This is a genomic window from Streptomyces sp. NBC_00370, assembly GCF_036084755.1.
Classification (GTDB): domain Bacteria; phylum Actinomycetota; class Actinomycetes; order Streptomycetales; family Streptomycetaceae; genus Streptomyces.
Genome location: NZ_CP107968.1, coordinates 7,647,050 through 7,673,284, shown reverse-complemented (window position 1 = coordinate 7,673,284; position 26,235 = coordinate 7,647,050). Strand labels below are relative to the sequence as shown.

Below are 26,235 nucleotides of genomic sequence, written 5' to 3'. Positions count from 1 at the left end.
AACGGAATCCGCCGACCTCTGATATTGCGCAATATCATGTGAGAGAGTGTCCACGGCCCGAGCAGTCTCAGCCGACCAGGGAGAGAGTCGTCGTCCATGGGAAATCCCCGATCGTCGCGCAGACCGACCCAGGCCGATGTCGCCCGCCTCGCCGCGGTGTCGCCCTCGGTGGTCTCCGCCGTGGTCAACGGCCGGCACGACGGTGCGGTGCGGGCCAGCGAGCAGACCGCGCAGCGCGTGTGGGAGGCGGTCCGCACGCTCGGCTACACCCCGAACCTGGCGGCCCGCAGTCTGGCCGGCGGCCGTAACAACATCGTCGGTGTGTTCACATACGAAGCGGTGTTCCCCACGGACCGGCTGAGCTTCTTCCACGACTCGCTGATCGGCATCGAGGAAGCCGCCGAGGAACTCGACTGCCATCTCCTGCTGTTCACCGGATCGCGCGGGCGCGGCCAGGACGACGGCAAGCGGCGCCGATCGATCTACAAGGACGGTGTCAACACGCTCCAAGTCACCGACGGCGCCGTCCTGCTGGGCCAGGACGAGGACCGCGAGGAGCTGGCGGCGCTCGTCGACTCCGGCTTCCCGTTCGTCTACATCGGCCGCCGCGAGCTGAGTTCCGGCGAGATGTCGTACGTGACGGCCGACTACACCAGCGCCACCCGCGCCATGGTCGAGCGGTGCGCCGGGCTCGGCCATCGCCGGCTGGCCCTGCTGCGCAGCGCGGTCGCCTCCGAGGCCGTGCTGGAGCGCGAGGCCGGGTACTTCGAGGCGTGCCGCACCGATACCCGCGTCGAGTCGGGCGCCGTCCACCTGGTGGACCCCGAAGGGGTCGGCACCGACCTGCTGGCGACGCTCGTCGACCAGGGCGTGACCTGCGTGGTGACCGACGACTCGGACCACGCGGCGAGTGTGCGCGCCGGGGCCGGTCTGCTGGGGCTGCGGGTGCCGGAGGACCTGTCGGTGGTGGCGCTCGGCGATTTCGCGAGGAGCCGTCCGGACGATCCGACGATCACCTCACTGCTCACACCGCGCGAGGAGATGGGCGGGCAGGCGGTGCGGCTGCTGGCCGACCTGCTCGCCAGGCCGGAGGACCAGACGCCCCGCCGGGCCGTCGCCGCCTGCGGTGTCCGGACAGGTGAGACCCTCCAGCCGCCGCCCGCCCGCCGATCCTGATGACCTGCCCATCCTGATGACCCGTCGATCCTGATGAGGAGCGCCATGCGCGAAGACCGATGCGACGTCCTGGTGGTCGGCGGCGGACTCGGCGGTGTCGCCGCCGCGCTCGCCGCGGCCCGCCGGGGGTACGGAGTCGTCCTGACGGAGGCCACCGACTGGATCGGCGGCCAGCTCACCACCCAGGGCGTGCCGCCCGACGAACACCCGTGGATCGAGGAGTTCGGCTGCACGCGCGGGTACCGGGCGCTGCGCGACGGCATCCGCGCCTACTACCGCCGCAACTACCCGCTGACCGCCGCCGCCGCTGCCGACCCCCGGTTCAATCCGGGCAACGGGCGGGTCAGCCGGATCTGCCACGAGCCGCGGGTGGCCGTCGCCGTGCTGGAGGAGATGCTCGCCCCCTACCGGGCCGCGCGCCGCATCCGGCTGCTGACCCGGCACGAGCCGGTCGCGGTGGGCCGGGACGGGGACCGGATCACATCGGTGTCGCTACGGGACGCAGCCGGCGAGGTCGTCGAGATCGCAGCCGCGTACACCGTGGACGCCACCGAACTGGGCGATCTGCTGGAACTCGGCGCGGTCGAGCATGTCACCGGCGCCGAGTCGGCGGCGGAGACCGGCGAGCCGCACGCGCTGGACGGCGAGGCCGAGCCCCTGGACCAGCAGGCGGTGAGCTGGTGCTTCGCCCTGGAGCACCGGCCCGGCGAGGAGCATGTCATCGACCGCCCGCGCGACTACGCCTTCTGGCGCGACCATCAGGCCGACTTCTGGCCGGGGCCTCAGCTCAACTGGGCCGAGATCAACCCCTGGGACCTCACCGAGCACCGCAGGGCGCTGTTCGAGGACTCCAGCGGCCGGCCGGACGGCTTCGGCCTGTGGGACTTCCGGCGCATCCTGGCCCGCGCCAACTTCGCCGAGTCGGCGGGGCTGGGTGATGTCACGCTCGTCAACTGGGCCCATATCGACTACTGGTTGGGCCCGGTGGTCGGCGTACAGCCCGAGGAGCGCGAACGGCACCTGGAGTCGGCGCGCCAGCTCAGCCGCTCCTTCCTGTACTGGATGCAGACCGAGGCCCCCACGGCCGACGGCGGCGCCGGCTATCCGGGGCTGCGGCTGCGCCCGGACGTCCTCGGCACCTCCGACGGCCTGGCGAAGGCCCCGTACGTACGCGAATCACGCCGTATCCAGGCCGAGTTCACCGTCACCGAGAACCATGTCGGCGCCCGCGCCCGCGAACCGCTCGTGGGCGCAGAGGTCTTCGCCGACACCGTCGGCATCGGCTCGTACCGGATCGACCTGCACCCCAGCACCGGCGGGAAGCGCGGCCCGCGCACGTTCGTCGACATCGAGACCTGGCCCTTCCAGATCCCGCTGGGCGCCCTGCTGCCGGTCCGGGTCGACAACCTGCTGCCGGCCGCGAAGAACATCGGCACCACCCACCTCACCAACGGCTGTTACCGGCTGCACCCCATCGAGTGGAACATCGGCGAGGTGGCCGGCACGCTGGCGGCGCACTGCCTCGACACCGGACTGATACCGCGTCAGATACGCGCGCGTGCGGACCGGTTGACCGAGTTCCAGCGGCTGCTGGCCGCCGACGGGGTGGAGCTGGCATGGCCGCAGGAGGTCAGGGGTCTCAAGCAGTACTACTGACCGGTCGGGAGTGACGTCAGCGCCCCGTGCCGGACGGCTCGGTGTCGGACAGCTCGGTGTCGGACAGCTCGGTGTCGGACAGCCCCGTGTCGAGCAGCAGTTTGCCGGTGGTGGCCCGCGACGTGATGTCGGCGTGCGCCTGCCGCGCCTCGCCGAGCGGGTAGCGGCGGGTGATGTCGATGCGCAGCTTTCCGTCCCTGATCTTGTCGAACAGGTCCGAGGTGTGCTTCAGCAGCAGCTCCCGGGTCGGGATGTGGTCCGAGTACACGGCGTAGCTGAGCCGGATGCTCTTCGGCAGGTCGAACAGGTTCACCGTGGGGACCTCACCGATCAGCGGGCCGTACCAGACGTGCGTGCCGACCCGGCGCAGTACGTCGAGCGACGGCTGGAAGGTGCTCGCGCCGCCGCCGTCGAACACGGCGTGGACGCCTTCTCCCCCGGTCAGCTCTCCGACCCGGTCGACGAAGTCGCCGCCCGACGAGATCAGCACCTCGTCGGCGCCCGCGGCCTTCGCCACCGGCACCTTCTCCTCGCGGGAGACCAGGCCGATCACCCGGACACCGCGCAGCTTGAGCAACTGGCTGACCGTCCGCCCGACACCCCCGGCCGCGGCGTGCACGAGCGCCGTGTCACCCGCGTTCAGCGGGGCGACCTCGTTGACGAAATGGTGCGCCGTGAGGCCCTGCATCATCGTCGCGGCGGCGACGTCGGTGGGGATGTCGTCCGGCAGCGGGACGGCGTTCGCCACCGGTACGGCCAGGCGCTCGGCGTAGCTCCCCCACACGGAGATCCAGGCCACCCGGTCACCGACGGCGAACTCCGTGACTCCCTCGCCGAGGGCGGCGACCCGGCCGGCTCCCTCGACACCGGGGACGAAGGGGACGCCGCGGGTGGCGCCCAGGGTGCCGGCCGCGGTGTCCATGAAGTTGACGCCCGCGTGGGCGACGTCGACCAGCACCTCCCCGGGGCCCGGCTCCGGGTCGGGCTGCTCCTTGAGCTCCAGCTGAACGACTCCGTCGAGCTGTCCGCCAACGATCGCACGCATGTGCCACACCTCCGCTTGTCAGGCTTTTCCTTACGCCGCCGAAGGTAGGCACAGATTTTTGGACCTGCAAGTCCAGAATGTGTTACGTTCGAGGACGTGGGACTGACGACGAAGGGCCGGGCCACCCGGCAGCGCATCATCGACGGGGCCGCCGCCCATCTGCGCAGTGACGCTCCCGGGGACATGACGCTGGACGACGTCCTCGCAGCCACCGGCACCAGCAAGGGCCAGCTGTTCCACTACTTTCCCGGTGGCAAGGAGGAGCTGCTGCTGGCCGTCGCGCGGGCCGAGGCGGACAGGGTCATCGCCGACCAGCAACCCCATCTCGGCGCGCTCACCTCCTGGGGGGCCTGGGAGAACTGGCGGGACGCGGTCGTGGCACGCTACCGCGCGCAAGGCGCGAGTTGCCCGCTCGGCAGCCTGATGAACCAGGTGGGCGCCACCCCCGGCGCCGCAGAGGTGGTCACGACGCTGCTGAACCAGTGGCAGGGAGACGTCCTGCGGGGCATCACCGCGATGCAGGCGCAGGGTGACGTACGTCCCGCACTGGACGCCGACCGGATGGCGGCCGCGTTCATCGCCGGGATCCAGGGCGGTGTGCAGATGCTCCGGACGACCGGGAGCACCGCGCATCTGGAGGCCGCCATGGACGTACTCATCGAGCATCTGCGCCGCTGAGGCGACCGGCGCGCTACGCGCCCCGGACGGCGTGGAAGGTGTCCGGGTCGGCCGCTTCCCAGTCCTGTCGCCAGGACGGCGGTGTGTCCGTGAGGAGTTGACGCGGTGTCAGCCAGTCGTAGAGGTCCGCGTAACTGCGGGTGGTGTGTGCGTCCACCCGGTGCAGCAGCATGTGGGGCCCCAGTTGGGCCGGTTCGGCGACGCCCATCGAGGCCATGATCTGCAGTGCGCTCTTGACGGTCGCCTCCTGGAAGCGGCGCACACGCTGCGACTTGTCGGCGACGTCGACCGCGCGCCCCCGGCGCGGATCCTGGGTCGCGACGCCGACGGGGCAGGTGTTGGTGTGGCAGCGCTGGGCCTGGATGCAGCCGACCGCGAACATCATCGCCCGCGCCGCGTTGGTGTAGTCCGCCCCTTGCAGCAGCCGTTTGACCACGTCACTTCCGGTGGCCACCTTGCCGCTCGCCCCGATCCGGACCCGGTCCCGCAGACCCGTGCCGACCAGGGCGTTGTGTACGGTCATCAGCCCCTCGGTCAGCGGCAGTCCGACGTTGTCGGCGAATTCGAGCGGCGCCGCGCCCGTACCGCCCTCCGCGCCGTCCACGATGATGAAGTCCGGTGTGACCTGCTCGGCCAGCATGGCCTTGCAGATGGCCAGGAATTCGTGGCGCGAGCCGACGCAGAGTTTGAAGCCGACCGGTTTGCCGTCCGCCAGTTCACGCATCCGGGCGAGAAAGAGGACCAGTTCGCGCGGGGTGGAGAAGACCCGGTGGTACGGCGGCGAGGTGACCGTCTCACCCTGCGGCACACCGCGCACCTTCGCGATCTCCGCGTTGACCTTCTTGCCCGGCAGGACACCGCCGATGCCCGGCTTGGCACCCTGACTGAGCTTGAGCGAAACGCACTTGACGTTCTCGTGGCCGGCCTTCTCGGCGAACTGCTTCTCGTCGAAACCGCCGTCCTCGGTACGGCAGCCGAAGTAACCGGTACCGATCTCCCAGACCAGATCACCGCCCGGCCTCTCGTGGTACTCCGAAAGACCGCCTTCACCGGTGTCATGGGCGAAACCCCCCAGCGCCGCACCGGTGTTGAGGGCCAGCAGCGCGTTGGGCGACAGCGAACCGAAGCTCATGGCCGACACGTTCAGCAGAGCCATGTCGTACGGCTTGGTGCAGTCCGGGCCGCCGATCCGGACCCTGGGCGGGTCGGTGCGCACCGGGCGCGGGGCCATCGAGTGGATGAGGTATTCGCTGCCCACGTCGTTGAGCTGGCGCTCCGTGCCGAAAGGCTCCTCGGCGTCGGTTCCCTTGGCCCGCTCGTAGACGATGCTGCGGGTGTCGCGGTCGAAGGGGCGGCCGTCGAAGTTGCGCTCGATGAAGTACTGCTGCAACTCGGGCCGGAGCCCCTCCAGCGCGAACCGCAGATGGCCCAGCACCGGATAGTTGCGCAGGATCGAGTGCCGGCGCTGGAGCAGATCGTGCACGGCCAGTAGCAGTGCGGCCGCCAGCGGGGCGCCGGCCAGCCACCACCAGGGAGAGAGCAGCAGGGCGGCCACCACTGCCGCGGCGAGCGTCACCCCCAGCAGAACAAGCGCAGATATTTTCGACACCCCAGCCACCTGTCCCCGTCCTGCGGACGCAATCCAGGGACATGGTCGAGAAATGCCCATGGATCCCCCCGCCGAACGTTTGCGGGTGCCGGCGGCACGGGGCACGGTGTGACAGATACGTCACAGCTGTGACTGATGTGACATTCCATGGCGTTTGTGCCGAGTGGACAGGGGCATTCGGCACTCCCCCGGTGCGACGACCGCCCGGGGCCGAACGCCTTTCCCACAGGAGGAACGAGTGACCGCTGAAGCGGCTGCCGCCACCGGCCGGCCGGCCGGGCCCGCCACGGACACCACCGACCCCACAGGGCTGCTCGATCCGGCCACGCTGCGCGAGGACGTCGCCGCGCGGTTCACCGCCCTGGTCGAGAGCGGTGCGCTCGTGGCCCCACTGCCCGGCAGTGGCAGGACCGGGGAGCGTTTCCGTGCGCTGTCCGACCTCGGCCGCGCCGACCTCTCGCTGGCCCGGCTGGGCGAAGGGCATCTCGACGCCGTGGCGATCCTCCACGAGCTGGACGGGCCCCGCCCAGGGCCCGGTGAGCGCTGGGGCGTCTGGGCGGCGCAGCCGCCGGGCCCCGGGCTGAGCGCCGAGCGGCGGCCGGAGGGGTGGCGGCTGTCCGGCCTCAAGCCGTACTGCTCCGGCGCGCGTGTCTGTACGCACGCCCTGGTCACCGCCGACAGCGACGAAGGCCGGCGGCTGTTCGCCGTACGTGTGGCGGAGCCCGGGGTGAGTCCGGTGCCCGGCAGCTGGCAGGCGGTCGGTATGGCCGGCAGCGACACCCCCGACGTCACCTTCTCCGACGTGCCGGCCACCCCCGTCGGCGAGGTCGGACAGTACGTCGAGCGGCCCGGCTTCCAGCACGGCGGGATCGGGGTGGCGGCCTGCTGGCTCGGCGGCGCGCGGGCCGTCGCCGACACCCTGCTGGCCTCGGCGCGCAAGCGGACGCCCGACGCCCACACCGCCGCGCATCTGGGCGCCGTGGACGTACTGCTCGGCGCTGCCGAGACGGTACTGGCCCAGGCGGGCGACGACATCGACGCCGACCCGCTGGACGCCCTCGGCGATGCCAGGGTGCGCAGCCTGCGCGTACGCGCCCTGGCCGAGCAGGTCTGTACGGACGTGCTCGGCCATGTCGGGCGGGCGACCGGCGCAGGCCCGCTCTGCCACGACGCCCGGCACGCCAGGAACGTGGCCGACCTGACCGTCTACATCCGTCAGCACCACGCAGAGCGCAATCTGGCGGAGCTGGGCCAACTGCTGGCCGAGCGCGAAGACGCCGATCGCGACGAGACCGATCGCGACGGGACCGATCGCGAGGCCGGCCGGTGAGCGGCGCGCGGCAAGCCGCCGCCGAAGCCATCGAGGCGCCCGGCACCCCGGAGGCGCTGTGGGCGTCCTGGGAGGGGCTCGGCCGCCTCCCCGAGGCGCCGCTGCCCGCCGCAGGACCCGTGGTCGTCGTGGCGGCGCATCCGGACGACGAGGTGCTCGGCTTCGGCGGCGCCCTCGCCACCCTCGCCGCGGCCGGTACCGAGGTCGTTCTGGTGTCGGTCACCGACGGCGAGGGGTCGCACCCCCGCAGCCGCCACACGGACTCGTCCCGGCTGGCCGGGATCAGGGAGGCCGAGCTGGCGGCCGCACTGTCCGAGCTGGGCCTGCCCGCGCTCGCGACGCGCCGGCTGCACGTACCCGACACGCAGGTCGACACGTACGAGCAGCGGGTGCGCTCGGCGCTCACCGAACTGCTCCGCGAGACGAACGCCGCCCACTGCGTCGCGCCGTGGACCGGCGATCTGCACAGCGACCACGAGGCCGCGGGCCGCGCCGCCGTGGCGGCCTGCGCCGACACCGACGTACCTCTGTGGCTCTATCCGGTGTGGCTGTGGCACTGGGCCACGCCCGACGACCCACGGGTGCCCTGGCACACCGCTGCGCGAATCCCCCTGACCGGCGCGGCACACTCCCGAAAGCTGCGCGCCGTCGAGCGGTTCACCAGCCAGATCGCTCCGCTCGGCGAGGGGCCCGGTGAGGCGGCGATCCTGCCTCCCGAAGAACTCGCCCACCACACACGGCCGTTCGAGGTGGTCTTCAGATGAGCACGCCCGCAGGCTACTTCGAGGCGATGTACGAGAACGCGGCGGATCCCTGGGATCTCGCCGGACGCTGGTACGAGCAGCGCAAGTACGCGATCACCCTTGCCGCGCTGCCCAAGCGGCGCTATCGCAGCGCCTTCGAGCCCGGCTGCTCGGTCGGTGTGCTGACCCGGCTGCTGGCCGCCCGTTGCGAGCGCCTGCTGTCCACCGACCGGATTCCGGCGGCCGTCGGGACAGCGGCGGCGCGCACCGACGGCCTTCCCGGCGTCGAGGTGCGCGAGCTGGCCGTCCCGGCGGGCTGGCCCGAGGGGACCTTCGACCTCGTCGTACTCTCCGAGCTGCTGTACTACTTCGACGACCGGGAACGGCAGGCCATTCTCGACCAGGCAGTGGCGAGCCTTGAGCCCGGCGGCACCCTCGTCACCGTGCACTGGGACCACCCCGTCGCCGAACACCGGTTCACCGGCACCGAGCTGGCCCCGCTGGTCGCCGCGACGCCCGGCCTCCAGCTGCTCACCGATCACCGCGATCCGGACTTCGTCCTCCAGGTGTTCGCCAGGCGGCACCCGGACGGCAGCCCCGTGCAGTCACCCGCGGCGGACGAGGGACTGGTGTGAGCGGCCCGCCGGCTCTCCGCTCCGTCACCGCGTGCGCCGTCGTCGTACCCGCGCACAACGAGGCCGCTTCCCTGCCCGCCACGCTGCGCGCCGTACGGGGCGCGGCGCGGCACCCCGCGCTGGCCGGTGTGCGCGTACTGATCGTGGTGGCGGCCGACGACTGCCGCGACGACACCGCCGGCGCGGCTCACCGAGCGGGCGCGCGGGTGGTCGAGGTGGCGCGCCGCAACGTGGGCGCGGCGCGGGCCGCAGCGGCGGAGGCCGCCCTCGGCTGGCTGAGCACGGAAGCCGGGCCGGGCGACGGGCACACCGGCACGGCGGGGATCTGGCTCGCCACCACCGACGCCGACACGCTGGTACCGAGGAACTGGCTGGCCCATCAGCTGAGGCAGGCGCGCGGCGGCTGGGACTGTGTCGTCGGGACGGTACGGGTCGCTCCGCACCCCACCCTCGGCGCCACGACCGTCGCACGCCATGACGCCCACTACTTCGCGGGGCGCCCGGTCGGCGCCGCCTGGGCGCATCCGCACGTGCACGGCGCCAATCTGGGCGTGGCGGCTGCGGCGTACCTCCGGGCGGGCGGGTTCCCCGCCCTTCCGCACAGCGAGGACCACGCGCTGGTGGCGGCGCTGGAACGGACCGGCAGTACGATCCTGCGCACCGACGGATGTCCCGTGCTCACCTCGGGGCGCGCCGATTTCCGGGCACCGTACGGTTTCGGCGCCCTCCTCGGCTCACTGGCCGCGCAGGAGCCGACCTGGGCGGGGCAGGAGCCGACCTAGGACCCTTCGCCTCCGGTCCGGGACGCCTTGCCCGCCGGGCCGACCAGCGCGTCGATCGCGTCCTCGATCGCCGACCGCAGATCGCCGACATCGGCCGATGCCAGCGGCTCGACGGGTGCCATGGAGCGCAGCGCGATCACCCCGCTGAACAGCGCGAGCACGAGCTGGGCGCGCAGTTGTGTCTCGTGCTCCGACCGCGAGGGCGCGTCGGCCGCGCCGTCCGAGCCTGCCGCACCGTCCGACCCGGCGCCGCTCACCGCAACGATCCGGGCGACCGCGTTGTCCATGGCCAGCGTGCGCAGCCCCTGGATCTGGGCGTCGACGCTGCTGTCGCGGAGCAGCAGGAGCATGGGGTGGCTGCCGAACTCGGACCACGCGTCGGGGCGCAGACCGTCGAGGAAGTCGTCGACGATGCCTGCGGCCGAGGACTCGCTGTCGGCCAGCGGGTCGGGGGACGCGGCCACGACCGCCTGGAACAGGCCCTGCTTGCCGCCGAAGTAGCGGTTGATGAGCATCAGGTTGACGCCTGCGTCGTCCGCCACGTCGCGCGTCGTCGTCCGGTCGTAGCCGAGGACGGCGAAGCGCCGTCTGGCCGATCGCAGCAAGGCCAGGCGGGTCGCTTCGGCGTCTCGCGGCCGGGGGTCCTTGGCGGGCGGCGTGGTGTGCATGGCACCATCCTCCCTCATGTAATCGCTTGATTGACTCGCCGCTCCGCCGCTCGTAGGGTCTCCCCGGATGTAATCAAACGATTGCATCGCTGATGTCAGCACACTGTGAACGGGCAGGAAATCGGATGACCGAGACACCCGCAAGCGTCGAAAACCTCTCCCCGCCCGCGCGGGACAGCGAAGAGGGCTCGGGACTTGGCACAAACCTCCAGATCATCGCCGTGGGTCTCGGCGCGCTGGCGGCGGCGCTGGCCCAGACCCTGATCATCCCGGTGCTGCCGGAGCTGACCGGCGACCTGCACACCTCGGTGGGCAACGCGCAGTGGCTGCTGACGTCGACCCTGCTCGTGGCCGCCGTCTCGGTGCCGGTGCTCGGCAGGCTGGCCGACATGTTCGGCCGCCGTCTGGTGCTGCTGCTCAGCCTCGGCGGGCTCGCCGTCGGATCGGTGATCGACGCGCTCACCTCGAACTTCACGGTCATGCTCATCGGCCGCGCCGTGGCGGGGGTGTCGGCCGCCGCCATTCCGCTCGGCATCAGCCTGCTCGCCGTCGTCCTGCCGGCCCAGCGCCGCGGTTCGGCGACGGCGCTGGTCAGCGCGATGCTCGGCATCGGCAGCGCCCTCGGCCTGCCGCTGGCCGGTCTCATCGGGGACAACGCCGACTACCACATCCTGTACTGGATCGGCGCGGGCGGAGCGGTGATCAGCGGGGCCCTCATATTCGCCCTGGTCTCCGAGCCGCCGGCGGCCCGCGAGCGGCGGATCGACTGGGCGGGCATCACCCTGCTCACCGTCGGCCTGGTCTGCCTGATCCTCGGCATCTCGCAGGGCAGCTCCTGGGGCTGGAGCTCGTTCAGGATCATCGGGCTGTTCGTCGTCGCCGTCGTGTCGCTCGTCGCCCTGGCCAAGGTCGAGTCCCGGGTCACCAACCCGCTGATCGACATGTCGGCGCTCAAGCGTCCGCCGATCGCGCTGACCAACATCGCGTCGATGTTCGTGGGCTTCGCGCTGTTCGCCAGCTTCACCGGCACCACCTCGTACGTGCAGGCGCCGGAGGCGACCGGCTACGGCTTCGGCTCCTCGGTCCTCACCGCCGGGCTGTGCCTGCTGCCCAGCGGACTGCTGATGCTCCTGCTCGCGCCCGTGGCCGCCAAGGTCATCGCGAGCTGGGGGCCCGCGCGGGTGCTGGCCCTCGGCGGTGTGGTGATCGCCGCGGGACTGGTGTTCCGTATGGTCTTCGTCGACTCGCTGTGGCAGGTCGTCGTCGGCAGCTCGATCATCGGAGCCGGTACGGGGGTCGGCTACGCCGCGCTGCCCGCGCTGATCAACACCCACACCCCCTCGTCGCAGCTCGCCGCCGCCAACGGGATCAACGCCCTCTCCCGCAGCCTGGGCAGTTCCCTCGCCAGCGCCGTCGGCGGGGCCATCCTCTCGGCCATCACCCTGCACCTGGGCCCGGCCGAGCTGCCCTCGCTGAGCGGCTACCGCGTCCTGTTCGCCATCTGCGCCGCGGCGGCCCTCACCGCCGCCGCCATCGGGCTTGTCGTGTCCCGGCAACCCGCGACCGACACCACCGTCCAGGCCGCCGGCGTCCCACAACAGGGCTGACCTTGTCTATCCGCCGCGAACGCGGGCAGGCGAACAAGTAACCAGCTCGTAGGTGTCCCACAAACGCACAGGCGGGTCGCACTCTCAAGGAGGTCCCATGTTCAAGGCAATCGCAGACATGTTCCGGGCCGTCGGTGGTGCTGTCGCCACTGTCGTGACACTGCCGTTCCGTCTTGTCGCCCGGCTCTTCGGCGGTGCGTCGGACTCGGCGCACGGACACCACTAGTTCGCTATACGGAACACCCCTCCAGCGGTCGGCGGGCCAGAGTTACCGGCATGTTTCCCGCAACCGCTGGTTAGGGCTGCCCCGTTGACACTGTCCCGCGGCAGTTCTACGCTCCGAGCGTTCGGCTTATGGAACGGCGACGCTCAGGAGGCAGTGCCACGTGAGGTCAGGTCTGATCAGCCGAAAGGCGAGAACGCTGGCGGTAGTGACCGTCGCTGTGGGGGCTGCCGTGATCGGCAACGCCGGTGCGGCGCCCGCGAGCCCCATGGGCGCCGCACCGGCCGCCGCGCGGATCGGGGACCCGTTCGCCCCCGTCGACCCGCAGCATCCCGAAGACCAGCAGAACATGACCTGGAGCGACTACCAGGACGTTCCCGGTACGCACTGGGCGGATCCGGATCTGCGGCCCACCCAGCAGAAGCTGAAGATCGCGCTGGTCGCTGTCGACTTCCCGGACCAACCCTTTGTCATGACCCTGCCCAAGAAGAGCGATCCTTTCGGCAATCCGCAGATCGACCCCGTGGGGCGCGGCGACATCGCACGGTTCTACGCGGACTTCTACAACAAGCCCAGCGCCCTCAACCACGGCCACACCGTCAACCAGTACTGGATGGAGCAGACGAACGGCCGCATCGGTGTCGAGTTCGTCCCCCTCGGCCAGTACGAGGCGCCGCGTCCTTCGTACGAGTACGGGCTCAACGACATCGGCCAGGAAGGCACGGGCTGTCCGGCCGGGCACACCTGCGACGGCAGCATCGAGCGGGACATCGACCCGCTCTGGAAGAAGGACGTGGGCGCCGACCAGGCGAACTCCTTCGACCGGGTGATGCGCATCTACGCCGGCTACGACGAGACGTCCGTCTGGCAGGAGTTCGGCGAGATGAAGTTCCAGACGCCGGACGACGTCCCCGACGAGTGGGGCCCGCCGGACCCGGCGCTGCCCAACGCCGTACGCAGCCGCTACACCGGCTTCACCTCCTGGAAGGCCGGCGCGCAGCTCTGGGGCAACTCCGGCATCCGGCAGGGGGAGAGCTCGGGGACCATCACCCACGAGATCACCCACACCTTCGACGTCGGTGACAACAACAACAATCCGTATGTGGAGCCCTTCCACCGGGCCGGCACAGGCCCCTTCGACGTGCTCGACCGCGGCTCCTTCAACGGTCCCGGCGGACCGCACAACCGGTGGCAGGTACCGGCCACCGAGGGGGCGTCCATGCCGGCCGGACAGACCGTCCGGACGAAGACGAAGCTCGGCTTCATCGACGACGAGCAGTTGCTGACGCTGTCCCCGCAGTCTCTCGCCGACAACGGCCTCGCGGTGTTCGACGTACGGGCCAGGTCGGCGAAGGTGAAGAAGAACGCGCTGCAGGGCGTCCGGGTCGACCTGGGCACGGACAAGACCCCGGCCTGTGACGTCGCCAAGGATCCGCTCTGCGCGGGACCCGGCTTCAGCGACTACACCATCGAGACCGTGCAGCGGATCGGCGCGGACTCCTTCACCCCCGACCACGGGGTGATGCTCACGAAGAACAAGCCCTTCGACGACGAGGGCGACAGCTGCGGCTACCTCTGCTTCAGCTGGATGATCGACGCCAATCCGCAGGACATCGGCATGGTCGACTTCACCAGGCCGGACGGTACGAAGGTGATGCGCTCGATCGGTGACTACCGCCAGCTCAACGACGGCCTGTTCCACGCGGGCACCGACTCGGGCAGCGCGTACGAGTACACGGACAAGGCCAACCGGCTGCAGTTCTACGTCATCGGCAAGAAGACGACAGCCGCCGGCGAGCTCTCGTACACCGTGGCGGTCCGTTCGCTCGACGGGTCGGGGACGCAGAAGCGCGGTGTGGCACTGACCCACGGCAACGCGGGCGGCAAGGCGAGCGGCAAGGGCGCGGTCTGCACCTTCGGACTCGCCAACACCGGGCACGCCGCACGCGGCGCCTCCGGCAAGGCGGCGGCCTACGAGGACGCTGACGTCTACCGGCTGTCCGCGAAGACCGGGAGCAAGGGCTGGCGGGTGGAACTGCCCACCGCCCTGGCCACGGCCGAGGCCGGTCAGCACACGACCGTGAACGTCGCGGTGGCGGCGGACAGGAACGCCGCGAAGAACGGGAAGGTGACACTGACGGCCCGCTCGGAGAGCGACCCGCACAGGACGGCCACCGCGACCTGCACCGTACGGCGCTGACGCCGCCGCACGAGGCGTACAGCCGCACGAGGCGTACAGCCGCACGAGGCGTACAGCCGCACGAGGCGTACAGCCGCACGAGGCGGACAGCCGCACGAGGCGGACAAGCCGTACGAGCGGTACGGAACGAGCCCCCGGAACGACCTGACCGTTCCGGGGGCTCTCCTCACGCCTGCGGCAGCCGCCGCTGAACCGCCTCGACACTGTCGCCGCCGCTGGTGTTGAACGCGATGGCGGCACCCGGCGCATGCTGCCGGACCAGATTCACGACCTCTTCGAAGAACGTCAGCAGAGGCTCCGGCTTGCGGATACCGCCGCCGATGACCACCACGTCCCACACACGCCCGGACAGCGCCGCCACCACGGCGGCCTCGGCCGAAGCGTCCGGCGCGAGCAGTGTCATGGAGGCGTCGATGCCGTGCTCGCCGAAGCGGGCGAGTTCGTCGTCGAGGACGGCGCGCATCGCGTCACCGTCCATGCCGGGCACCGCGTGCGGATCGAATCCCAGGATGAGAGCGGAAGTCATACCCCCGAAGACGATCAGCCGGCCGCTGTGGTTCCTCGGCCGCACGCGGCTCACCAGGTCAGCTCGGTCTGCCGGACCTCCACGACCTCGACCGTCCCCGCCAGATGCTCCGTGCCCGCGAGCGGCTGGTCCACCACCACGCGCACCGTCCGCAGCGCCGGATGCGCCGCGAGCGAGGACAGGTCCAGCGTCGGCACCGGCACGCCCGGTACCGGTAAGCCCGGCGCGGGCTCTGGGCGGCCCGGCGCGAGCGTCAGGGTGTGCAGGAGCGGGAAGCCGGAGAGCCAGAACCAGGTGGCCGACATCGATCCCGGCACCCACAGATGGGTGAGCCGCCCGGGCCGCACATGCCGGACCAGGTCGGCCGAGGTGAGCCCGTCCGCCACCCGCAGCCGGCTGGGGGTGGCCAGCTCACGCAGGGTGGTCAGCTCGTCCTGGCTGGTCACCTCGTAGTAGACCTCGTCCTCGGTCAGTCCCGCCAGCACACTCTCCGCGTACGCCCTGGTGTCGAAGCGGTGCCAGGCGGTGGACAGCAACTGCTGTACGGGCACGGCGGGATGGTCCCGGTACTGGCTGAGCAACGGCAGCGCCGCTTCACCGCCGATCAGGACGGCCGTCTCGACGGTGAGCAGGCACTGCTCGTCGGTGAGGCCGTGCGGTCCCGGCAGCAGTTCCAGCGCGACCGAGCCGATGCCCGCCAGGTCCTTCGCCTCGGCGGAGGTCTTCGGCGGGATCAGTGCGGCCGTACGCTCCTTGATCTCGGCGCGGACGCGCGGCTGCAGTTCGGTGGCGTGCTCCATCGCCGCAGCGGCGACCAGGTGCAACTGGGTCCTGCGGTAGCCGGAGTTCGAACTGTCGCCGCGCCGGGCGATGTCGAGCAGGAACTCCGCGCATTCGGCCGGTCTGGCGTGGGCCGCCGCCATCCGGATGACGTCCTCCCACTGCGTCTCCGCGGCGCGCAGGACGAGCAGGGAGATGTCCCCCTCCTCCACCGCGGCCTTGGCACCGAGGTAGTCCTGGAACGTACGGTGGATGAAGTCGATGGAACCGTCCGCCGGTTCCCTCAACAGCCCGCTGCGCAGCAGCAGATGGCGGAAGATCGTGGACGCGTCGCCCTGTGCGGCCGCGACCGGGACACCTGGCAGGGTGTCGGCGATGATGCGCTCCGCGTGGCTGTAGTCCAGCTCGGCCTTGCCGTTGAGGATGAACTTGTAGGCGAGGCGCTGGAGGAGCCGGATCTTGGGCTCCTCGGTGAGTTCCACGCCGTCCGGCGACGCCATGTCCCGCTCCCGGTCACGGCGCGAGAGCAGCATGGACAGCGCCGCCTCGTACAGTTCCTTGCGCGCGTGGGGCAGGTAGCCGCGCCGGTCGCAGTGCAGGGCGCAGATCAGCCCGCACATCAGCGGGTTGGTGGCCAGCCGCGCCAGGTCGTTCTTGCTGCGGACCGCCGCGCCGAGAGACGTCTCGTACATGTCGAGCTGTTCGCGCTGCTCGTCGCTCTCGCTCACACTGCGGGCGGCGTTGTGCCAGCGGTGGATGAAGGAGTCGACGCCGCTGCGGCTCATGGGGGCCAGCGACAGTTCGGCGAACGTCTCGGCGGCGAGCCAGCGCGGTCGTACGGCCGAGGGGCGCGAGGTCACGAGCCAGAGGTTGCCGGGATAGACGGTGATCAGGTCCTGGAGCCAGCGCCGGGTGCGCTCGCGCACCTTCTCCGGTGTCTCGTCGATGCCGTCGATCAGGATGAGACCGCGGCCTGCGGCCAGCACCCGGTCCGTCCAGCCCGGCGGTTGCGCCGCGGCGAGCGGGCTCCGGATCCGGCTGAGGAAGTGGTCGGGGGTGGGCAGGTCGTCGTCCTGCCGGGTCAGCGACCGGATGGGCAGGACGAAGGGGACGCGGTCGGCGAACGGTGCGAGCGGGCTGCCGCCCTCTCTGAGGATCGCCCGGTCCTGGCGCGCGGCCGTGACGGCCATCCACTGCACCAGAGTGGTCTTGCCCGAGCCCGCCTCGCCGCGTAACAGCACCCTGTCCCGTCCGTGGAAGGCGTGCTCGGCGCGGATGGTGGCGTGTTCCCCGCGTATCGGGGCGCGCCGCGACTCGTGGGCGAAGCCGGCCTCCAGGCTCAGGTACGCGGCGTCGAGCGGCCACTGCTCCGGCGAGTTGGTGAGGTCGATGCCGTAGATCGTCAGCATGTTGTGCTTGTGCGCGATGTGGGCGGCGTAGCGCGCCTCGAAGAGCGCGTCCTGGGTGAACTGCGAAGGGACGCGTCTGAGCAGCTCGTCGGTGCGCGCGAGCGAATCGGCGAGTGCCTGGCTGTGCTGCACCAGCGTCCTGGGCACGAAGGTGGAGCGCTGGGTGAAGAAGTGCAGGATGTAGACGCACGCGGTCTCCAGCAGCGCGTCGTGGAGATTGGCGGCGGCGGCCGACAGATGACGCGTGGCGTTCGGCTCCACGGACCTCATGGCGCGGGCGAGGGCCTGCGGACCGAACCGGACGGCCTGCACGTCCTCCATGTCGAGGTCACCGAGGCTGTAGAGCGTGCGGGCCAGGGCCAGCGCGACGGACGCGTCCTCGCCGATCGGCACCGGCCGCTCACCGGGGCCCGCCGGCTCGACGGCGCGCCGCACGAGTGTGGCCGTAAGCTTGTGCAGGTCCTGTTCGGACAGGGTGCGCTTCTCGCCCCGGAAGCTGACCAGGGACGATATCCGCACCGGACGGTCGACCAGGCCGGCTCCGGGACCGTCCTGCTGGAAGAGTTTCTTGACCAGGGGTACGACGACACTCGAAGCGAGCCGGGCGGTGGGCACTGTCGGGTCCATGGCCACTCCTTCGATCGGTTGATCAGCGTAGCCAGGCGACACGCTCCGGTCAGCGGATTCGGCGTGTTCACCCTTCGGTCAGGAATCGAGAAGCACGGTCACCGGGCGGCGGCTAGCGTTCGTCGGTGTGGAGGCCGCCGCGACCGCGAAGCGGCGCCCGGCAGATGGAGAGACGACACTCATGGCCAAGAGGACGAACGCGCAGCCGAGCGCGCCGCACGCCGCCGACGGGCACGACCTGATCCGCGTGCACGGCGCGCGTGTGAACAACCTCAAGGACGTCAGCATCGAGATCCCGAAGCGCCGGCTGACGGTGTTCACCGGGGTGTCGGGGTCCGGCAAGAGTTCGCTGGTGTTCGGCACGATCGCCGCCGAGTCGCAGCGGCTGATCAACGAGACCTACAGCGCTTTCGTCCAGGGCTTCATGCCGACGCTGGCGCGGCCCGAGGTCGACGTGCTCGACGGGCTGACGACCGCGATCATCGTGGACCAGCAGCGGCTGGGTTCCGACCCCCGCTCCACGGTCGGTACGGCGACCGACGCCAACGCCATGCTGCGCATCCTCTTCAGCCGGCTCGGGCAGCCGCACATCGGCCCGCCCAACGCGTACTCCTTCAACGTCGCCTCGGTCCGTGCCACCGGCGCCATCACGGTCGAGCGCGGTGCGGCCAAGACCGTACGGAAGACCTACACGCGCGCCGGCGGCATGTGTCCGCGCTGCGAGGGCCGGGGCGCCGTCTCCGACATCGATCTGGCTCAGCTCTTCGACGACTCCAAGTCGCTCGCCGAAGGTGCGATCACCGTCCCCGGCTACAGCATCGACGGCCACTGGACGCTGCGGCCCTTCACCGAGTCGGGCTTCCTCGACCCGGACAAGCCGATCCGCGCGTACACCAAGAAGGAGATGCGGGACTTCCTGTACCGCGAGCCGACGAAGGTGAAGATCAACGGCATCAACATCACCTACGAGGGGCTGATCCCCAAGGTGCAGAAGTCGTTCCTGTCCAAGGACAGGGAGGCGATGCAGCCGCACATCCGGGCGTTCGTGGACCGGGCGGTCACCTTCACCGCGTGCCCCGACTGTGCGGGGACGCGGCTCAGCGAGGCGGCGAGGTCGTCGCTGATCGGCGAGATCAGCATCGCCGACGCGTGCGCGACGCAGATCAGCGACCTGGCGGCCTGGGTGCGCGGGCTCGACGAGCCGTCGGTCGCGCCGCTGCTCACTGCGCTGCTGCGGACGCTCGAATCGTTCGAGGAGATCGGTCTCGGCTACCTGGCGCTCGACCGTCCTGCCGGCACGCTGTCCGGCGGTGAGTCGCAGCGCGTCAAGATGATCCGGCATCTCGGCTCCTCGCTCACCGACACCACGTACGTCTTCGACGAGCCGACCATGGGTCTGCACCCGCATGACATCCAGCGCATGAACGGGCTGCTGCTGCGGCTGCGGGACAAGGGCAACACGGTGCTGGTCGTGGAGCACAAGCCGGAGACCATCGTGATCGCCGACCATGTGGTCGATCTCGGTCCCGGCGCGGGCAAGGCGGGCGGCAGTATCTGCTTCGAGGGGACCGTCGAGGAGCTGCGGACCGGCGGCACCCTCACCGGCCGCCACTTCGACGACCGGGCGACCCTCAAGGAGGACGTGCGCAAGCCCACCGGCACGCTGGAGATCCGTGGCGCCGCCGAGCACAACCTGCGGGACGTCGATGTCGACGTCCCGCTCGGGGTGCTCACCGTCATCACCGGGGTGGCGGGGTCCGGCAAGAGTTCACTGGTCCACGGCTCGGTGTCGGGGCGGGACGGTGTGGTCTCGATCGACCAGGGCGCGATCCGCGGCTCGCGGCGGAGCAACCCCGCCACGTACACCGGGCTGCTCGACCCGATCCGTAAGGCGTTCGCGAAGGCCAACGGGGTGAAGCCGGCCCTGTTCAGCGCCAACTCCGAGGGCGCGTGCCCCAATTGCAACGGCGCCGGGGTCATCTACACCGACCTGGCGATGATGGCGGGTGTCGCCACGGTGTGTGAGGAGTGCGAGGGGAAGCGGTTCCAGGCCGCGGTGCTCGAACACCACCTCGGCGGGCGCGACATCAGTGAGGTGCTCGCCATGTCGGTGGGCGAGGCCGAGGAGTTCTTCGGCGCGGGTGACGCGCGTACGCCGGCGGCGCACACGATCCTCGGCAGGCTCGCCGATGTGGGGCTCGGCTATCTCACCCTGGGCCAGCCGCTGACCACCCTGTCCGGCGGCGAGCGGCAGCGGCTGAAGCTGGCGACCCACATGGCCGAGAAGGGCGGTGTCTACGTCCTCGACGAGCCGACCGCCGGGCTGCATCTGGCCGATGTGGAGCAGCTGCTGGGTCTGCTCGACCGGCTGGTGGACGCCGGAAAGTCGGTCGTCGTCGTGGAGCACCACCAGGCGGTCATGGCGCACGCCGACTGGATCATCGACCTGGGCCCCGGCGCCGGACACGACGGCGGCCGGATCGTCTTCGAGGGCACACCGGCCGACCTCGTGGCGGACCGCTCCACCCTCACCGGCGAGCATCTGGCGGCGTACGTCGGGAACTGAGCGGGACCGCCGGTCACATTCCTTCGCCGGGCTCCGTCAGTGCGGTGACGGCACCACGGAAACCCGAAGGGAACACCACTATGCGAGCACGTCCCATCACCGCGGAAGTACCGGCTCCGCCGCGGCTGGCCACCCGGCCCGAGGAGCTGCTTCCCGAGCTGGCGGAGGTGTCGGCGGCGCTGTTCCGGGCCACCGGCGGCCAGGCGGTACCGCGCAGCACGATCGGTCTTGTGCACCTGCGCGCGGGCCAGATCGTCGGCAACACCTATCTGACCGTGCTGCACACCGGCCTGTTGCGCAAGGCCGGTGTGTCGGAGGAGCGGATCACGGCGGTCTCGTCCTGGCAGGACGCGACGTACTTCAGCGGCGCCGAACGGGCCGCGCTGGCGCTGCTGGAGGCCGTGCTCCAGCCGTCCGCGCACGGTGAGCGGGTGCCTGACGAGTTGTACGCGCAGGTGTCCGAGTACTACGACGAGAAGGCGCTCGTCGCCTTGATCACCGTCATCGGACAGGTCACCTTCTTCATCCCGCTCGCCCTGATCGCCAAGCCCGTACCGGGCCGGTCGTTCGCCGACCCCTGGGTCTGACGGCGGTCACGGATCGGTTTTGCCTCAGCTCATCCTGACGGCTGACCCGGATACCCCCGGCGGTTGACGCCTGCGGACACGACCGCGCGCCACGCTGGTCCCCGACCGATGCGGGTGACGGGCGGAGGGGGAACTCCGGTGGAACGGTGGGACAGAGCAGGTCGGATCGGTGCGTACGGGGGTGCGGCGGCGCTGACGCCGTACTTACTCATCAAGGCGTCATGGGTGGTCGGTTCGCTGCTGGGCGTGCTCCCGGTCGGCGCCGGGTTCGGTCTCGCGGAGTGGGTGGCACTCAACACCGCGACGATCGGGATGGCGGCGCTCGGGATCGCGGCGGCCCTCGCGTTGGTGCGGCCGTGGGGCATGCGGATACCGGCGGGGCCGCTGCTCTTCGTGGTGTGGGTGGGGACCGGGTTCCTGGTGCCGATCCTGCCGTACGCCGTTCTCAGCTCGCTGCTCGGCCACTCGGACGACGCGGCGAAGGGCGGCGACGACGGCGGGGCCTCGATGCCGGGCTGGGAAGCGGCGCTGGTGCAGACGGGGTTCGTGGGGATGGGCCTCGCCCTCGCCGTGGCGCTCCCCGCGTATCTGCGCCGCCGCTGGCCGGACGCGTTCGCCGGGCGCGTCGGAGACGGCGGGGGCGGCGGGGACGCCGGGGGCGTCGGGGACGCCGGGGGCGTCGGGGACGGCGGGGGCGGCTCGGCCGGGCGGCCGCCGTGGACGGTCTTCGCCGGTACGGCGGTCGGCGGGGTCTGGCTGTACTGGGCGGGGGGCGGTTCCGTAGGTCTCGCACAGCCCGCCGAGCGAGCCACCGGCTGGTATCTGCTGACCGGTGTCGCCGGGGTGTGGGCGCTGCTCGCCTCTGCGGCCATGTGGGCCGTGGCCCGCGGCCGGCCCGCGCGGCTGCCGCGTTGGGTTCCGCTGGTCCTGGGCTGGCTCGGGGCGGGTTCGCTGTTCGCGTGGAGCGGCTGGCGGCTGCCCTTCACCCTGTACCTCGCCATGGCGAAACCGGCCGGCACCGTCTGGCCGGAGAACCTGGCGCTCGCGGCCTGCCTGTATCTGGCGGCGGTCGCGACGGGCGCGTGCATGGTCGGATCACTGCTCCGCGGCCCGGCGGAAGGGCGCCGCGGGCGGGAGTCGAGCCGCCACGCGGCGCCTCGGGCGAGTGCCCCACACAGGCGGGTGCCCCCGCCGGCGCGTCGGAGGGGGCACCTGCCGTGAGAGGCGGTCGGTCACTCGTCGACGGCCGACCCGAAGCTCGCGCCCTTCGCAGGTGCGCCGAGTGCGGCAGCGCCGTAGGACCACGAGCCGAGGGCCGACAGGCCCTTCGTGCCGGCGGGCAGCACCCAGACCGCGCCGTCGCCGGTGTTCTCGCCCGGGGCGGCGGCGACCAGCTCGGAGCGGAGATCGCCGTCCGTGTCGGCCAGCCTGATCTGAGCACCCCACCCGTCGCCCGCCTCTGCGGCGCCGGGGACGTTCGCGGTGTTCTGGTCGAAGGACTGCGCGCCCGTGGCGGTCAGTCCCTCGGCCGCGCCGCGCAGCAGCCACACCGCGCCCGCGTCCTGGACCGTCCCCACGTCCTCGCCGGGCGCGCCGACGGCGACGTCCGCGTAGCCGTCCCCGTCGACGTCCGCGACCGAGAGGTCGTTGCCCCACGCGTCACCCCGCTCGGCGGTGCCGGGGACGCCCGGGGAGTCCTGGGTCCACCAGTCGGGAGCCCCGCCGGGCCCTTCGAGCCCCGCGGGGCCCTCCTCGCCGCCGTAGTAGACGCCCACGACACCGCCGTCCGCGCCCTGCGGCAGGTCGGCGGGGCCGCCCGACTCCCCCACGACCAGGTCGTCGTAGCCGTCACGGTTGATGTCGCCCGACGCGGTGCCCAGGCCGCCGCGCAGGTCTCTGAGCCGGCTGACGCCGCTCTCGCCGCCCACGAAGACGGTCGACCAGCCCTGGGCGTAACCGTCGTCCGGGCTGTATCCGGAGATCACCAGGTCGGCGAAGCCGTCGGCGTCGTAGTCGCCGGTGGTCAGGTACGCCGGCTGAATCGCGCGCCCCTCCGGGCGCACCGTGGTGTCGAGGTCGCCGCTGCGGCGCAGGACTCCCAGGTCGTACGTGAACAGCTGCGCGCCGGAGTTGTCGAGTACGGCGATCACGTCGGCCGGGGTCTCGCCGGTGAACCGCGCGGCGGTGACGGCGAGTCCGAACTGCGCGCCTTCGTCGGGCGTGGCCGAGGTGATGGTCAGCGCCCGGTCCGTGCGCAGTCCCGTCTTCGAGCCGAACAGGACGGTGACCCGGCCCGCGTTCTCGACCGTGCCCACTTCGTCGCCTGGCGCGCCGATGACCGCGTCGTCGTAGCCGTCGCCGTCGATGTCGCCGGTGGCGACGGATCTGCCGAATCCGTCGTACGGGCGGGTCGTGCCCGGTACCCCTGCGGTGGACCGGCTGAACACGGCCGTACGCGCCTTCGGGACGCTGTTGTTGACGCCGATGCCGTTGGCGGCGCCGTACTGCACGGTGACGTATCCGGCGCCCTCCTTGCCGCTGACGGTGCCGTCCGGCGCACCGATCAGGACGTCGTCGTAGCCGTCCCCGTCGAAGTCGCTGTTGCGGTCGGCGGCGCTGGTGCCCCCCGGCACGGCGGCCATGGCCGCGGGCGCCGCGGTGATGCCGATGCCCGCGAGCAGCAGGAAGGAGGCGGCGGCGACCGCCGCCGATGCCGTGCCGCGGCGGGAACGTGCGGTCGTGCCGTGCGGGTGTGCGGAGTTGGTGCCGGTGGGCCTGTCGGTCGGTGTGCTGGTCATCGTCTGCTCCCCGTGGATCACGCGCTGGTCGTACGACGCGTGAGTGGTGTGTGTCCGGGCATGTCCCGTGATCTCTGGACACCTGCCCGTTCCTCACTGACGACCAGTTCGACACCCGGGGTGGCGGTCACGTTGTGGCCGCTCCACGGAGCGTGACAGAGCGGTGACATCCGTAGCGAAACACGGACTCCGTCGGCGGCGCCCGGTCAGGTGTGCGGCTGCCGGTCGCCGACGACCGACAACAGCCGTAGTTTCTCGTGGCTTTCGGTGCCGGGCGTCGCGGTGTAGACGAGCAGGGCCTGGACCTGGTCGAAGTCGAAGAGGACCTGGCAGTGCAGTTCGAGGATGCCGAGGTCGGGGTGTCGGATGCGTTTGCGGTCGTCCTCGCGGCGGATGCTGATCTCGTGGGCACTCCACAGCCCGGCGAACTCCTCGCTCCGCTCCAGCAGGACGTCCACGATCCGGCCGGCGCGGGAGTCCGCCCCCTGCCGGGAGTAGGCGGCGCGCAGTTCGGAGGCGAAGATCCGGCTGTGGGTCGGGTGGTCCGCCTCGGGATAGACGCGCCGCGCGTCGGGGTCGGTGAACCAGCGGTGGAAGAGGCTGCGGTCGAGGCCGGTGAACCCGGCCTCGTCGCCCAGCAGGGCGACGGCGGGCCGGGTCTGCACCAGGGTTTCCGCCAGCGAGGTGATGACCTGGGCCGGGGTGTCGTGGAGCCGGTCCAGGATCCGCATCATGCCGGGCGACACATGGTCGCCGCGCAGGCCTCGGCTGGGGGTGTTGTGTCCTGCCATTCGGAAGAGGTGGTCGCGCTCGTCCAGCGACAGATGCAGCCCGCGGGCGACGGCCGCGAGCATCGGCTCGGACGGTACGGGGCCGCGCTGCTGCTCGACGCGTGTGTAGTAGTCGGCGGACATGCCGCACAGGGCGGCGACCTCTTCGCGGCGCAGCCCCCGGGTACGCCGCCGGGGGCCACGGGGCAGGCCGACGTCCTCCGGTTGCAGTGCCTCACGGCGGGAGCGGAGGAAGTCGGCGAGTTGTGCTCGGTCCATGGCAGGATTCTCCCTCCGGTCGGGCCTTGCGGACACCTCGGCTCAGAGCAGGGTGCCGCCGGACGCCTCGATGCGCTGTGCCGTGATCCAGCCGGTGCCCGGTGCGAGCAGGGCGGCGATCACCCCACCGATGTCCTCCGGGTCACCCACCCTGCCCAGGGCGGTCTGCCCGGCGAGCTGCGCGCGGAACTGCTCGTCGTCACGCATCGCGCCCCCGCCGAAATCGGTGCCGATCGGTCCTGGGGCCACCGCGTTGACGCTGATGCCGCGTCCGCCGAGCTCCTTCGCCAGATACGTGGTGTACGTCTCGATCGCGGTCTTGACCGACGCGTAGACCGACCAGCCCTCCCCCACGAACCGGGTGAGACCCGTCGAGAGATTGATGATCCGCCCTCCGTCGGCGAGCAGCGGGAGCAGTTCCTGGGTGAGGAAGAAGACCCCCTTGAAGTGCACGTTCACCAGCAGGTCGAACGTCTCGGCCGTGGTAGCGCCGACCGGTGTCACCGCGGCCACGCCGGCGTTGTTGACCAGGAAGTCGAAGGTGTCCCGCTCCCACGTGACGCTCAGCGCGTCCCGCACGGCGGCCGCGAAGCCGGGAAAGGTGTCGGACGCCGCCGTGTCCAGCTCCAGGGCGACGGCCTTGCGGCCCAGTGCGGTGACCGCGTCCACGACCGCCGCCGCCTCGTCCTTGTGCGACCGGTACGTCACGATGACGTCGGTGCCGGCCTCGGCGAGCTTGCGGGCGGTGGCCCGGCCGAGCCCTCGGTTCCCGCCGGTGATCAGGGCAATGCTGTGCTCGCTCATCGAAGACTCCTCGCTACGTGGCAGGTGGATCGCCTCCAACGATCCATCTCGCGCGGGCGCGGATGAAGGCACAGCTGATCCAGGGACGGCCGATCCCCCTTTCCCCGCCGCGGACGGGCCCGAGCCCCGGCGGCCTCGTACTCAGCCGGTCGGTGCGAGTACGGCGGTACGGCCGCCCAGCGCGGCCGAGAACCTGTCGGTGACCTGGGCCAGTGCCTCGGCGGTGACCGGCTCGACGGTCAGTGAGCCGTCCTCGCCGACCGTGAGGTGCTTGTCGAGGGTGAACCAGCCGGGGGCGATGTGCCCGGCCCCCATGGAGCTGAGCACCGGGCGCAGCGCGTAGTCGATGGCGAGGACATGGGCCGTGGTGCCGCCGGTGGCCAGCGGCAGTACGGTCTTGTCGGCCAGCGCGTACTGCGGGAGCAGGTCCAGCAGTGACTTCAGCAGCCCCGAGTACGCGGCCTTGTAGACGGGGGTGCCGATGACCACCCCGTCCGCCCCGGCGAACAGGGCCGTGGCGGCGACGATGGCCGGGTGCCCGAAGTCCGCGCCGAGCAGCGCTTCGGCGGGCAGTGTGCGTACGTCCAACGCGGTGACGTGGTGGCCCTGTTGACGGAGCCGGTCGTCCAGGTGGCGCAGCAGGCGCGAGGTGCGTGAGGTGGCGGACGGACTGCCCGATACGGACAGGATGGTGGCCATGGAAGTACCTTTCAGCGTCGGTGTTCAGGCGGACGGAC

22 protein-coding genes are annotated in these 26,235 nt (G+C 71.2%); 13 read left to right on the top strand and 9 right to left on the bottom strand.

Features of this window, described 5'->3' with window-relative positions:
* The first annotated feature begins 96 nt into the window (after positions 1-96).
* On the top strand, positions 97-1,176 hold the full coding sequence (locus tag OHS57_RS34025; RefSeq protein WP_041994137.1) for a LacI family DNA-binding transcriptional regulator: 1,080 nt from the start codon (positions 97-99) through the stop codon (positions 1,174-1,176).
* 45 nt (positions 1,177-1,221) lie between these two features.
* Positions 1,222-2,832 (top strand): FAD-dependent oxidoreductase, encoded by a 1,611-nt coding sequence (locus tag OHS57_RS34020; RefSeq protein ID WP_328584419.1) that lies wholly within the window; start codon positions 1,222-1,224, stop codon positions 2,830-2,832.
* A 16-nt stretch (positions 2,833-2,848) separates the two neighbouring features.
* On the opposite strand, the gene OHS57_RS34015 is transcribed toward OHS57_RS34020, so the two are convergent.
* On the bottom strand, positions 2,849-3,877 hold the full coding sequence (locus OHS57_RS34015; RefSeq protein WP_328584418.1) for a quinone oxidoreductase family protein: 1,029 nt from the start codon (positions 3,875-3,877) through the stop codon (positions 2,849-2,851).
* Positions 3,878-3,973: 96 nt separating this feature from the next.
* Here OHS57_RS34015 and OHS57_RS34010 point away from each other — a divergent pair, with 96 nt between their 5' ends.
* The gene (locus OHS57_RS34010; RefSeq protein WP_328584417.1) at positions 3,974-4,555 is read left to right on the top strand and encodes a TetR/AcrR family transcriptional regulator; all 582 of its coding nucleotides are present in this window, start codon (positions 3,974-3,976) and stop codon (positions 4,553-4,555) included.
* A gap of 13 nt (positions 4,556-4,568) precedes the next feature.
* Here the strand turns inward: OHS57_RS34010 and OHS57_RS34005 are convergent, their stop codons facing one another.
* Entirely contained in the window at positions 4,569-6,164 is a 1,596-nt protein-coding gene (locus OHS57_RS34005) for an FMN-binding glutamate synthase family protein (RefSeq protein WP_328584416.1), read from the bottom strand.
* 310 nt (positions 6,165-6,474) lie between these two features.
* Here OHS57_RS34005 and OHS57_RS34000 point away from each other — a divergent pair, with 310 nt between their 5' ends.
* Genes OHS57_RS34000 through OHS57_RS33985 form a run of 4 tightly spaced genes read left to right on the top strand, consistent with a single transcriptional unit; the run spans position 6,475 to position 9,654 of the window.
* A complete protein-coding gene (locus tag OHS57_RS34000; protein ID WP_443043115.1) occupies positions 6,475-7,494 on the top strand; it encodes an acyl-CoA dehydrogenase in 1,020 nt (339 codons plus the stop codon).
* A complete protein-coding gene (locus OHS57_RS33995) occupies positions 7,491-8,258 on the top strand; it encodes a PIG-L deacetylase family protein (protein WP_328584415.1) in 768 nt (255 codons plus the stop codon). Before OHS57_RS34000 ends, OHS57_RS33995 begins: the two co-directional genes overlap by 4 nt.
* Positions 8,255-8,872 (top strand): class I SAM-dependent DNA methyltransferase, encoded by a 618-nt coding sequence (locus OHS57_RS33990; protein ID WP_041994120.1) that lies wholly within the window; start codon positions 8,255-8,257, stop codon positions 8,870-8,872. The genes OHS57_RS33995 and OHS57_RS33990 overlap by 4 nt, the downstream gene beginning before the upstream one ends.
* Positions 8,869-9,654, top strand: coding sequence for a glycosyltransferase (locus OHS57_RS33985; RefSeq protein ID WP_328584414.1), 786 nt, complete (start codon positions 8,869-8,871; stop codon positions 9,652-9,654). The genes OHS57_RS33990 and OHS57_RS33985 overlap by 4 nt, the downstream gene beginning before the upstream one ends.
* Here the strand turns inward: OHS57_RS33985 and OHS57_RS33980 are convergent.
* Positions 9,651-10,322, bottom strand: a complete 672-nt coding sequence (locus OHS57_RS33980; protein WP_328584413.1) for a TetR family transcriptional regulator — start codon at positions 10,320-10,322, stop codon at positions 9,651-9,653. The two genes, OHS57_RS33985 and OHS57_RS33980, sit on opposite strands and share 4 nt — an antisense overlap.
* Positions 10,323-10,447: 125 nt before the next feature.
* On the opposite strand from OHS57_RS33980, the gene OHS57_RS33975 reads away from it, so the two are divergent.
* The 3 genes from OHS57_RS33975 (at position 10,448) to OHS57_RS33965 (ending at position 14,352) form a co-directional block, all read left to right on the top strand.
* A complete protein-coding gene (locus tag OHS57_RS33975) occupies positions 10,448-11,929 on the top strand; it encodes an MFS transporter (protein ID WP_328584412.1) in 1,482 nt (493 codons plus the stop codon).
* A gap of 97 nt (positions 11,930-12,026) precedes the next feature.
* Positions 12,027-12,155 (top strand): LPFR motif small protein, encoded by a 129-nt coding sequence (locus OHS57_RS33970; protein ID WP_277816771.1) that lies wholly within the window; start codon positions 12,027-12,029, stop codon positions 12,153-12,155.
* A gap of 205 nt (positions 12,156-12,360) precedes the next feature.
* The gene (locus OHS57_RS33965; protein ID WP_328584411.1) at positions 12,361-14,352 is read left to right on the top strand and encodes a peptidase M6; all 1,992 of its coding nucleotides are present in this window, start codon (positions 12,361-12,363) and stop codon (positions 14,350-14,352) included.
* 166 nt (positions 14,353-14,518) lie between these two features.
* Here OHS57_RS33965 and OHS57_RS33960 read toward each other — a convergent pair whose 3' ends face one another.
* Both OHS57_RS33960 and OHS57_RS33955 read right to left on the bottom strand, forming a co-directional pair.
* Positions 14,519-14,878, bottom strand: a complete 360-nt coding sequence (locus OHS57_RS33960) for a hypothetical protein (RefSeq protein WP_328584410.1) — start codon at positions 14,876-14,878, stop codon at positions 14,519-14,521.
* Positions 14,879-14,928: 50 nt separating this feature from the next.
* The gene (locus OHS57_RS33955) at positions 14,929-17,694 is read right to left on the bottom strand and encodes an NACHT domain-containing protein (RefSeq protein ID WP_328584409.1); all 2,766 of its coding nucleotides are present in this window, start codon (positions 17,692-17,694) and stop codon (positions 14,929-14,931) included.
* A gap of 181 nt (positions 17,695-17,875) precedes the next feature.
* Here OHS57_RS33955 and OHS57_RS33950 point away from each other — a divergent pair, with 181 nt between their 5' ends.
* The 3 genes from OHS57_RS33950 to OHS57_RS33940 all read left to right on the top strand — a co-directional run bounded on the left by OHS57_RS33950 (position 17,876) and on the right by OHS57_RS33940 (position 22,068).
* A complete protein-coding gene (locus OHS57_RS33950; protein WP_328584408.1) occupies positions 17,876-20,260 on the top strand; it encodes an excinuclease ABC subunit UvrA in 2,385 nt (794 codons plus the stop codon).
* A gap of 80 nt (positions 20,261-20,340) precedes the next feature.
* Positions 20,341-20,847 carry a carboxymuconolactone decarboxylase family protein gene (locus OHS57_RS33945; protein ID WP_328584407.1) on the top strand — a complete coding sequence of 169 codons (507 nt, stop codon included), beginning with the start codon at positions 20,341-20,343 and terminating at the stop codon, positions 20,845-20,847.
* Between the two features lie 138 nt (positions 20,848-20,985).
* Entirely contained in the window at positions 20,986-22,068 is a 1,083-nt protein-coding gene (locus OHS57_RS33940; RefSeq protein ID WP_328584406.1) for a hypothetical protein, read from the top strand.
* An 11-nt stretch (positions 22,069-22,079) separates the two neighbouring features.
* Here OHS57_RS33940 and OHS57_RS33935 read toward each other — a convergent pair whose 3' ends face one another.
* The 4 genes from OHS57_RS33935 to ssuE all read right to left on the bottom strand — a co-directional run bounded on the left by OHS57_RS33935 (position 22,080) and on the right by ssuE (position 26,197).
* Positions 22,080-23,645, bottom strand: a complete 1,566-nt coding sequence (locus OHS57_RS33935; protein ID WP_328584405.1) for an FG-GAP and VCBS repeat-containing protein — start codon at positions 23,643-23,645, stop codon at positions 22,080-22,082.
* 206 nt (positions 23,646-23,851) lie between these two features.
* Entirely contained in the window at positions 23,852-24,694 is an 843-nt protein-coding gene (locus OHS57_RS33930; RefSeq protein ID WP_041994109.1) for a helix-turn-helix transcriptional regulator, read from the bottom strand.
* Between the two features lie 42 nt (positions 24,695-24,736).
* Positions 24,737-25,498, bottom strand: a complete 762-nt coding sequence (locus OHS57_RS33925) for an SDR family NAD(P)-dependent oxidoreductase (RefSeq protein WP_328584404.1) — start codon at positions 25,496-25,498, stop codon at positions 24,737-24,739.
* A 141-nt stretch (positions 25,499-25,639) separates the two neighbouring features.
* Positions 25,640-26,197 carry an NADPH-dependent FMN reductase gene (ssuE, locus tag OHS57_RS33920; RefSeq protein ID WP_041994104.1) on the bottom strand — a complete coding sequence of 186 codons (558 nt, stop codon included), beginning with the start codon at positions 26,195-26,197 and terminating at the stop codon, positions 25,640-25,642.
* Positions 26,198-26,235: the final 38 nt, after the last annotated feature.

Coding starts and splice junctions, on each gene's coding strand:
- OHS57_RS34025 (WP_041994137.1), top strand. CDS start 97: ATGGGAAATCCCCGATCGTCGCGCAGACCGACCCAGGCCGATGTCGCC.
- OHS57_RS34020 (WP_328584419.1), top strand. CDS start 1,222: ATGCGCGAAGACCGATGCGACGTCCTGGTGGTCGGCGGCGGACTCGGC.
- OHS57_RS34015 (WP_328584418.1), bottom strand. CDS start 3,877: ATGCGTGCGATCGTTGGCGGACAGCTCGACGGAGTCGTTCAGCTGGAG.
- OHS57_RS33990 (WP_041994120.1), top strand. CDS start 8,255: ATGAGCACGCCCGCAGGCTACTTCGAGGCGATGTACGAGAACGCGGCG.
- OHS57_RS33980 (WP_328584413.1), bottom strand. CDS start 10,322: ATGCACACCACGCCGCCCGCCAAGGACCCCCGGCCGCGAGACGCCGAA.
- OHS57_RS33975 (WP_328584412.1), top strand. CDS start 10,448: ATGACCGAGACACCCGCAAGCGTCGAAAACCTCTCCCCGCCCGCGCGG.
- OHS57_RS33970 (WP_277816771.1), top strand. CDS start 12,027: ATGTTCAAGGCAATCGCAGACATGTTCCGGGCCGTCGGTGGTGCTGTC.
- OHS57_RS33960 (WP_328584410.1), bottom strand. CDS start 14,878: ATGACTTCCGCTCTCATCCTGGGATTCGATCCGCACGCGGTGCCCGGC.
- OHS57_RS33955 (WP_328584409.1), bottom strand. CDS start 17,694: ATGGACCCGACAGTGCCCACCGCCCGGCTCGCTTCGAGTGTCGTCGTA.
- OHS57_RS33950 (WP_328584408.1), top strand. CDS start 17,876: ATGGCCAAGAGGACGAACGCGCAGCCGAGCGCGCCGCACGCCGCCGAC.
- OHS57_RS33945 (WP_328584407.1), top strand. CDS start 20,341: ATGCGAGCACGTCCCATCACCGCGGAAGTACCGGCTCCGCCGCGGCTG.
- OHS57_RS33935 (WP_328584405.1), bottom strand. CDS start 23,645: ATGACCAGCACACCGACCGACAGGCCCACCGGCACCAACTCCGCACAC.
- OHS57_RS33930 (WP_041994109.1), bottom strand. CDS start 24,694: ATGGACCGAGCACAACTCGCCGACTTCCTCCGCTCCCGCCGTGAGGCA.
- OHS57_RS33925 (WP_328584404.1), bottom strand. CDS start 25,498: ATGAGCGAGCACAGCATTGCCCTGATCACCGGCGGGAACCGAGGGCTC.
- ssuE (WP_041994104.1), bottom strand. CDS start 26,197: ATGGCCACCATCCTGTCCGTATCGGGCAGTCCGTCCGCCACCTCACGC.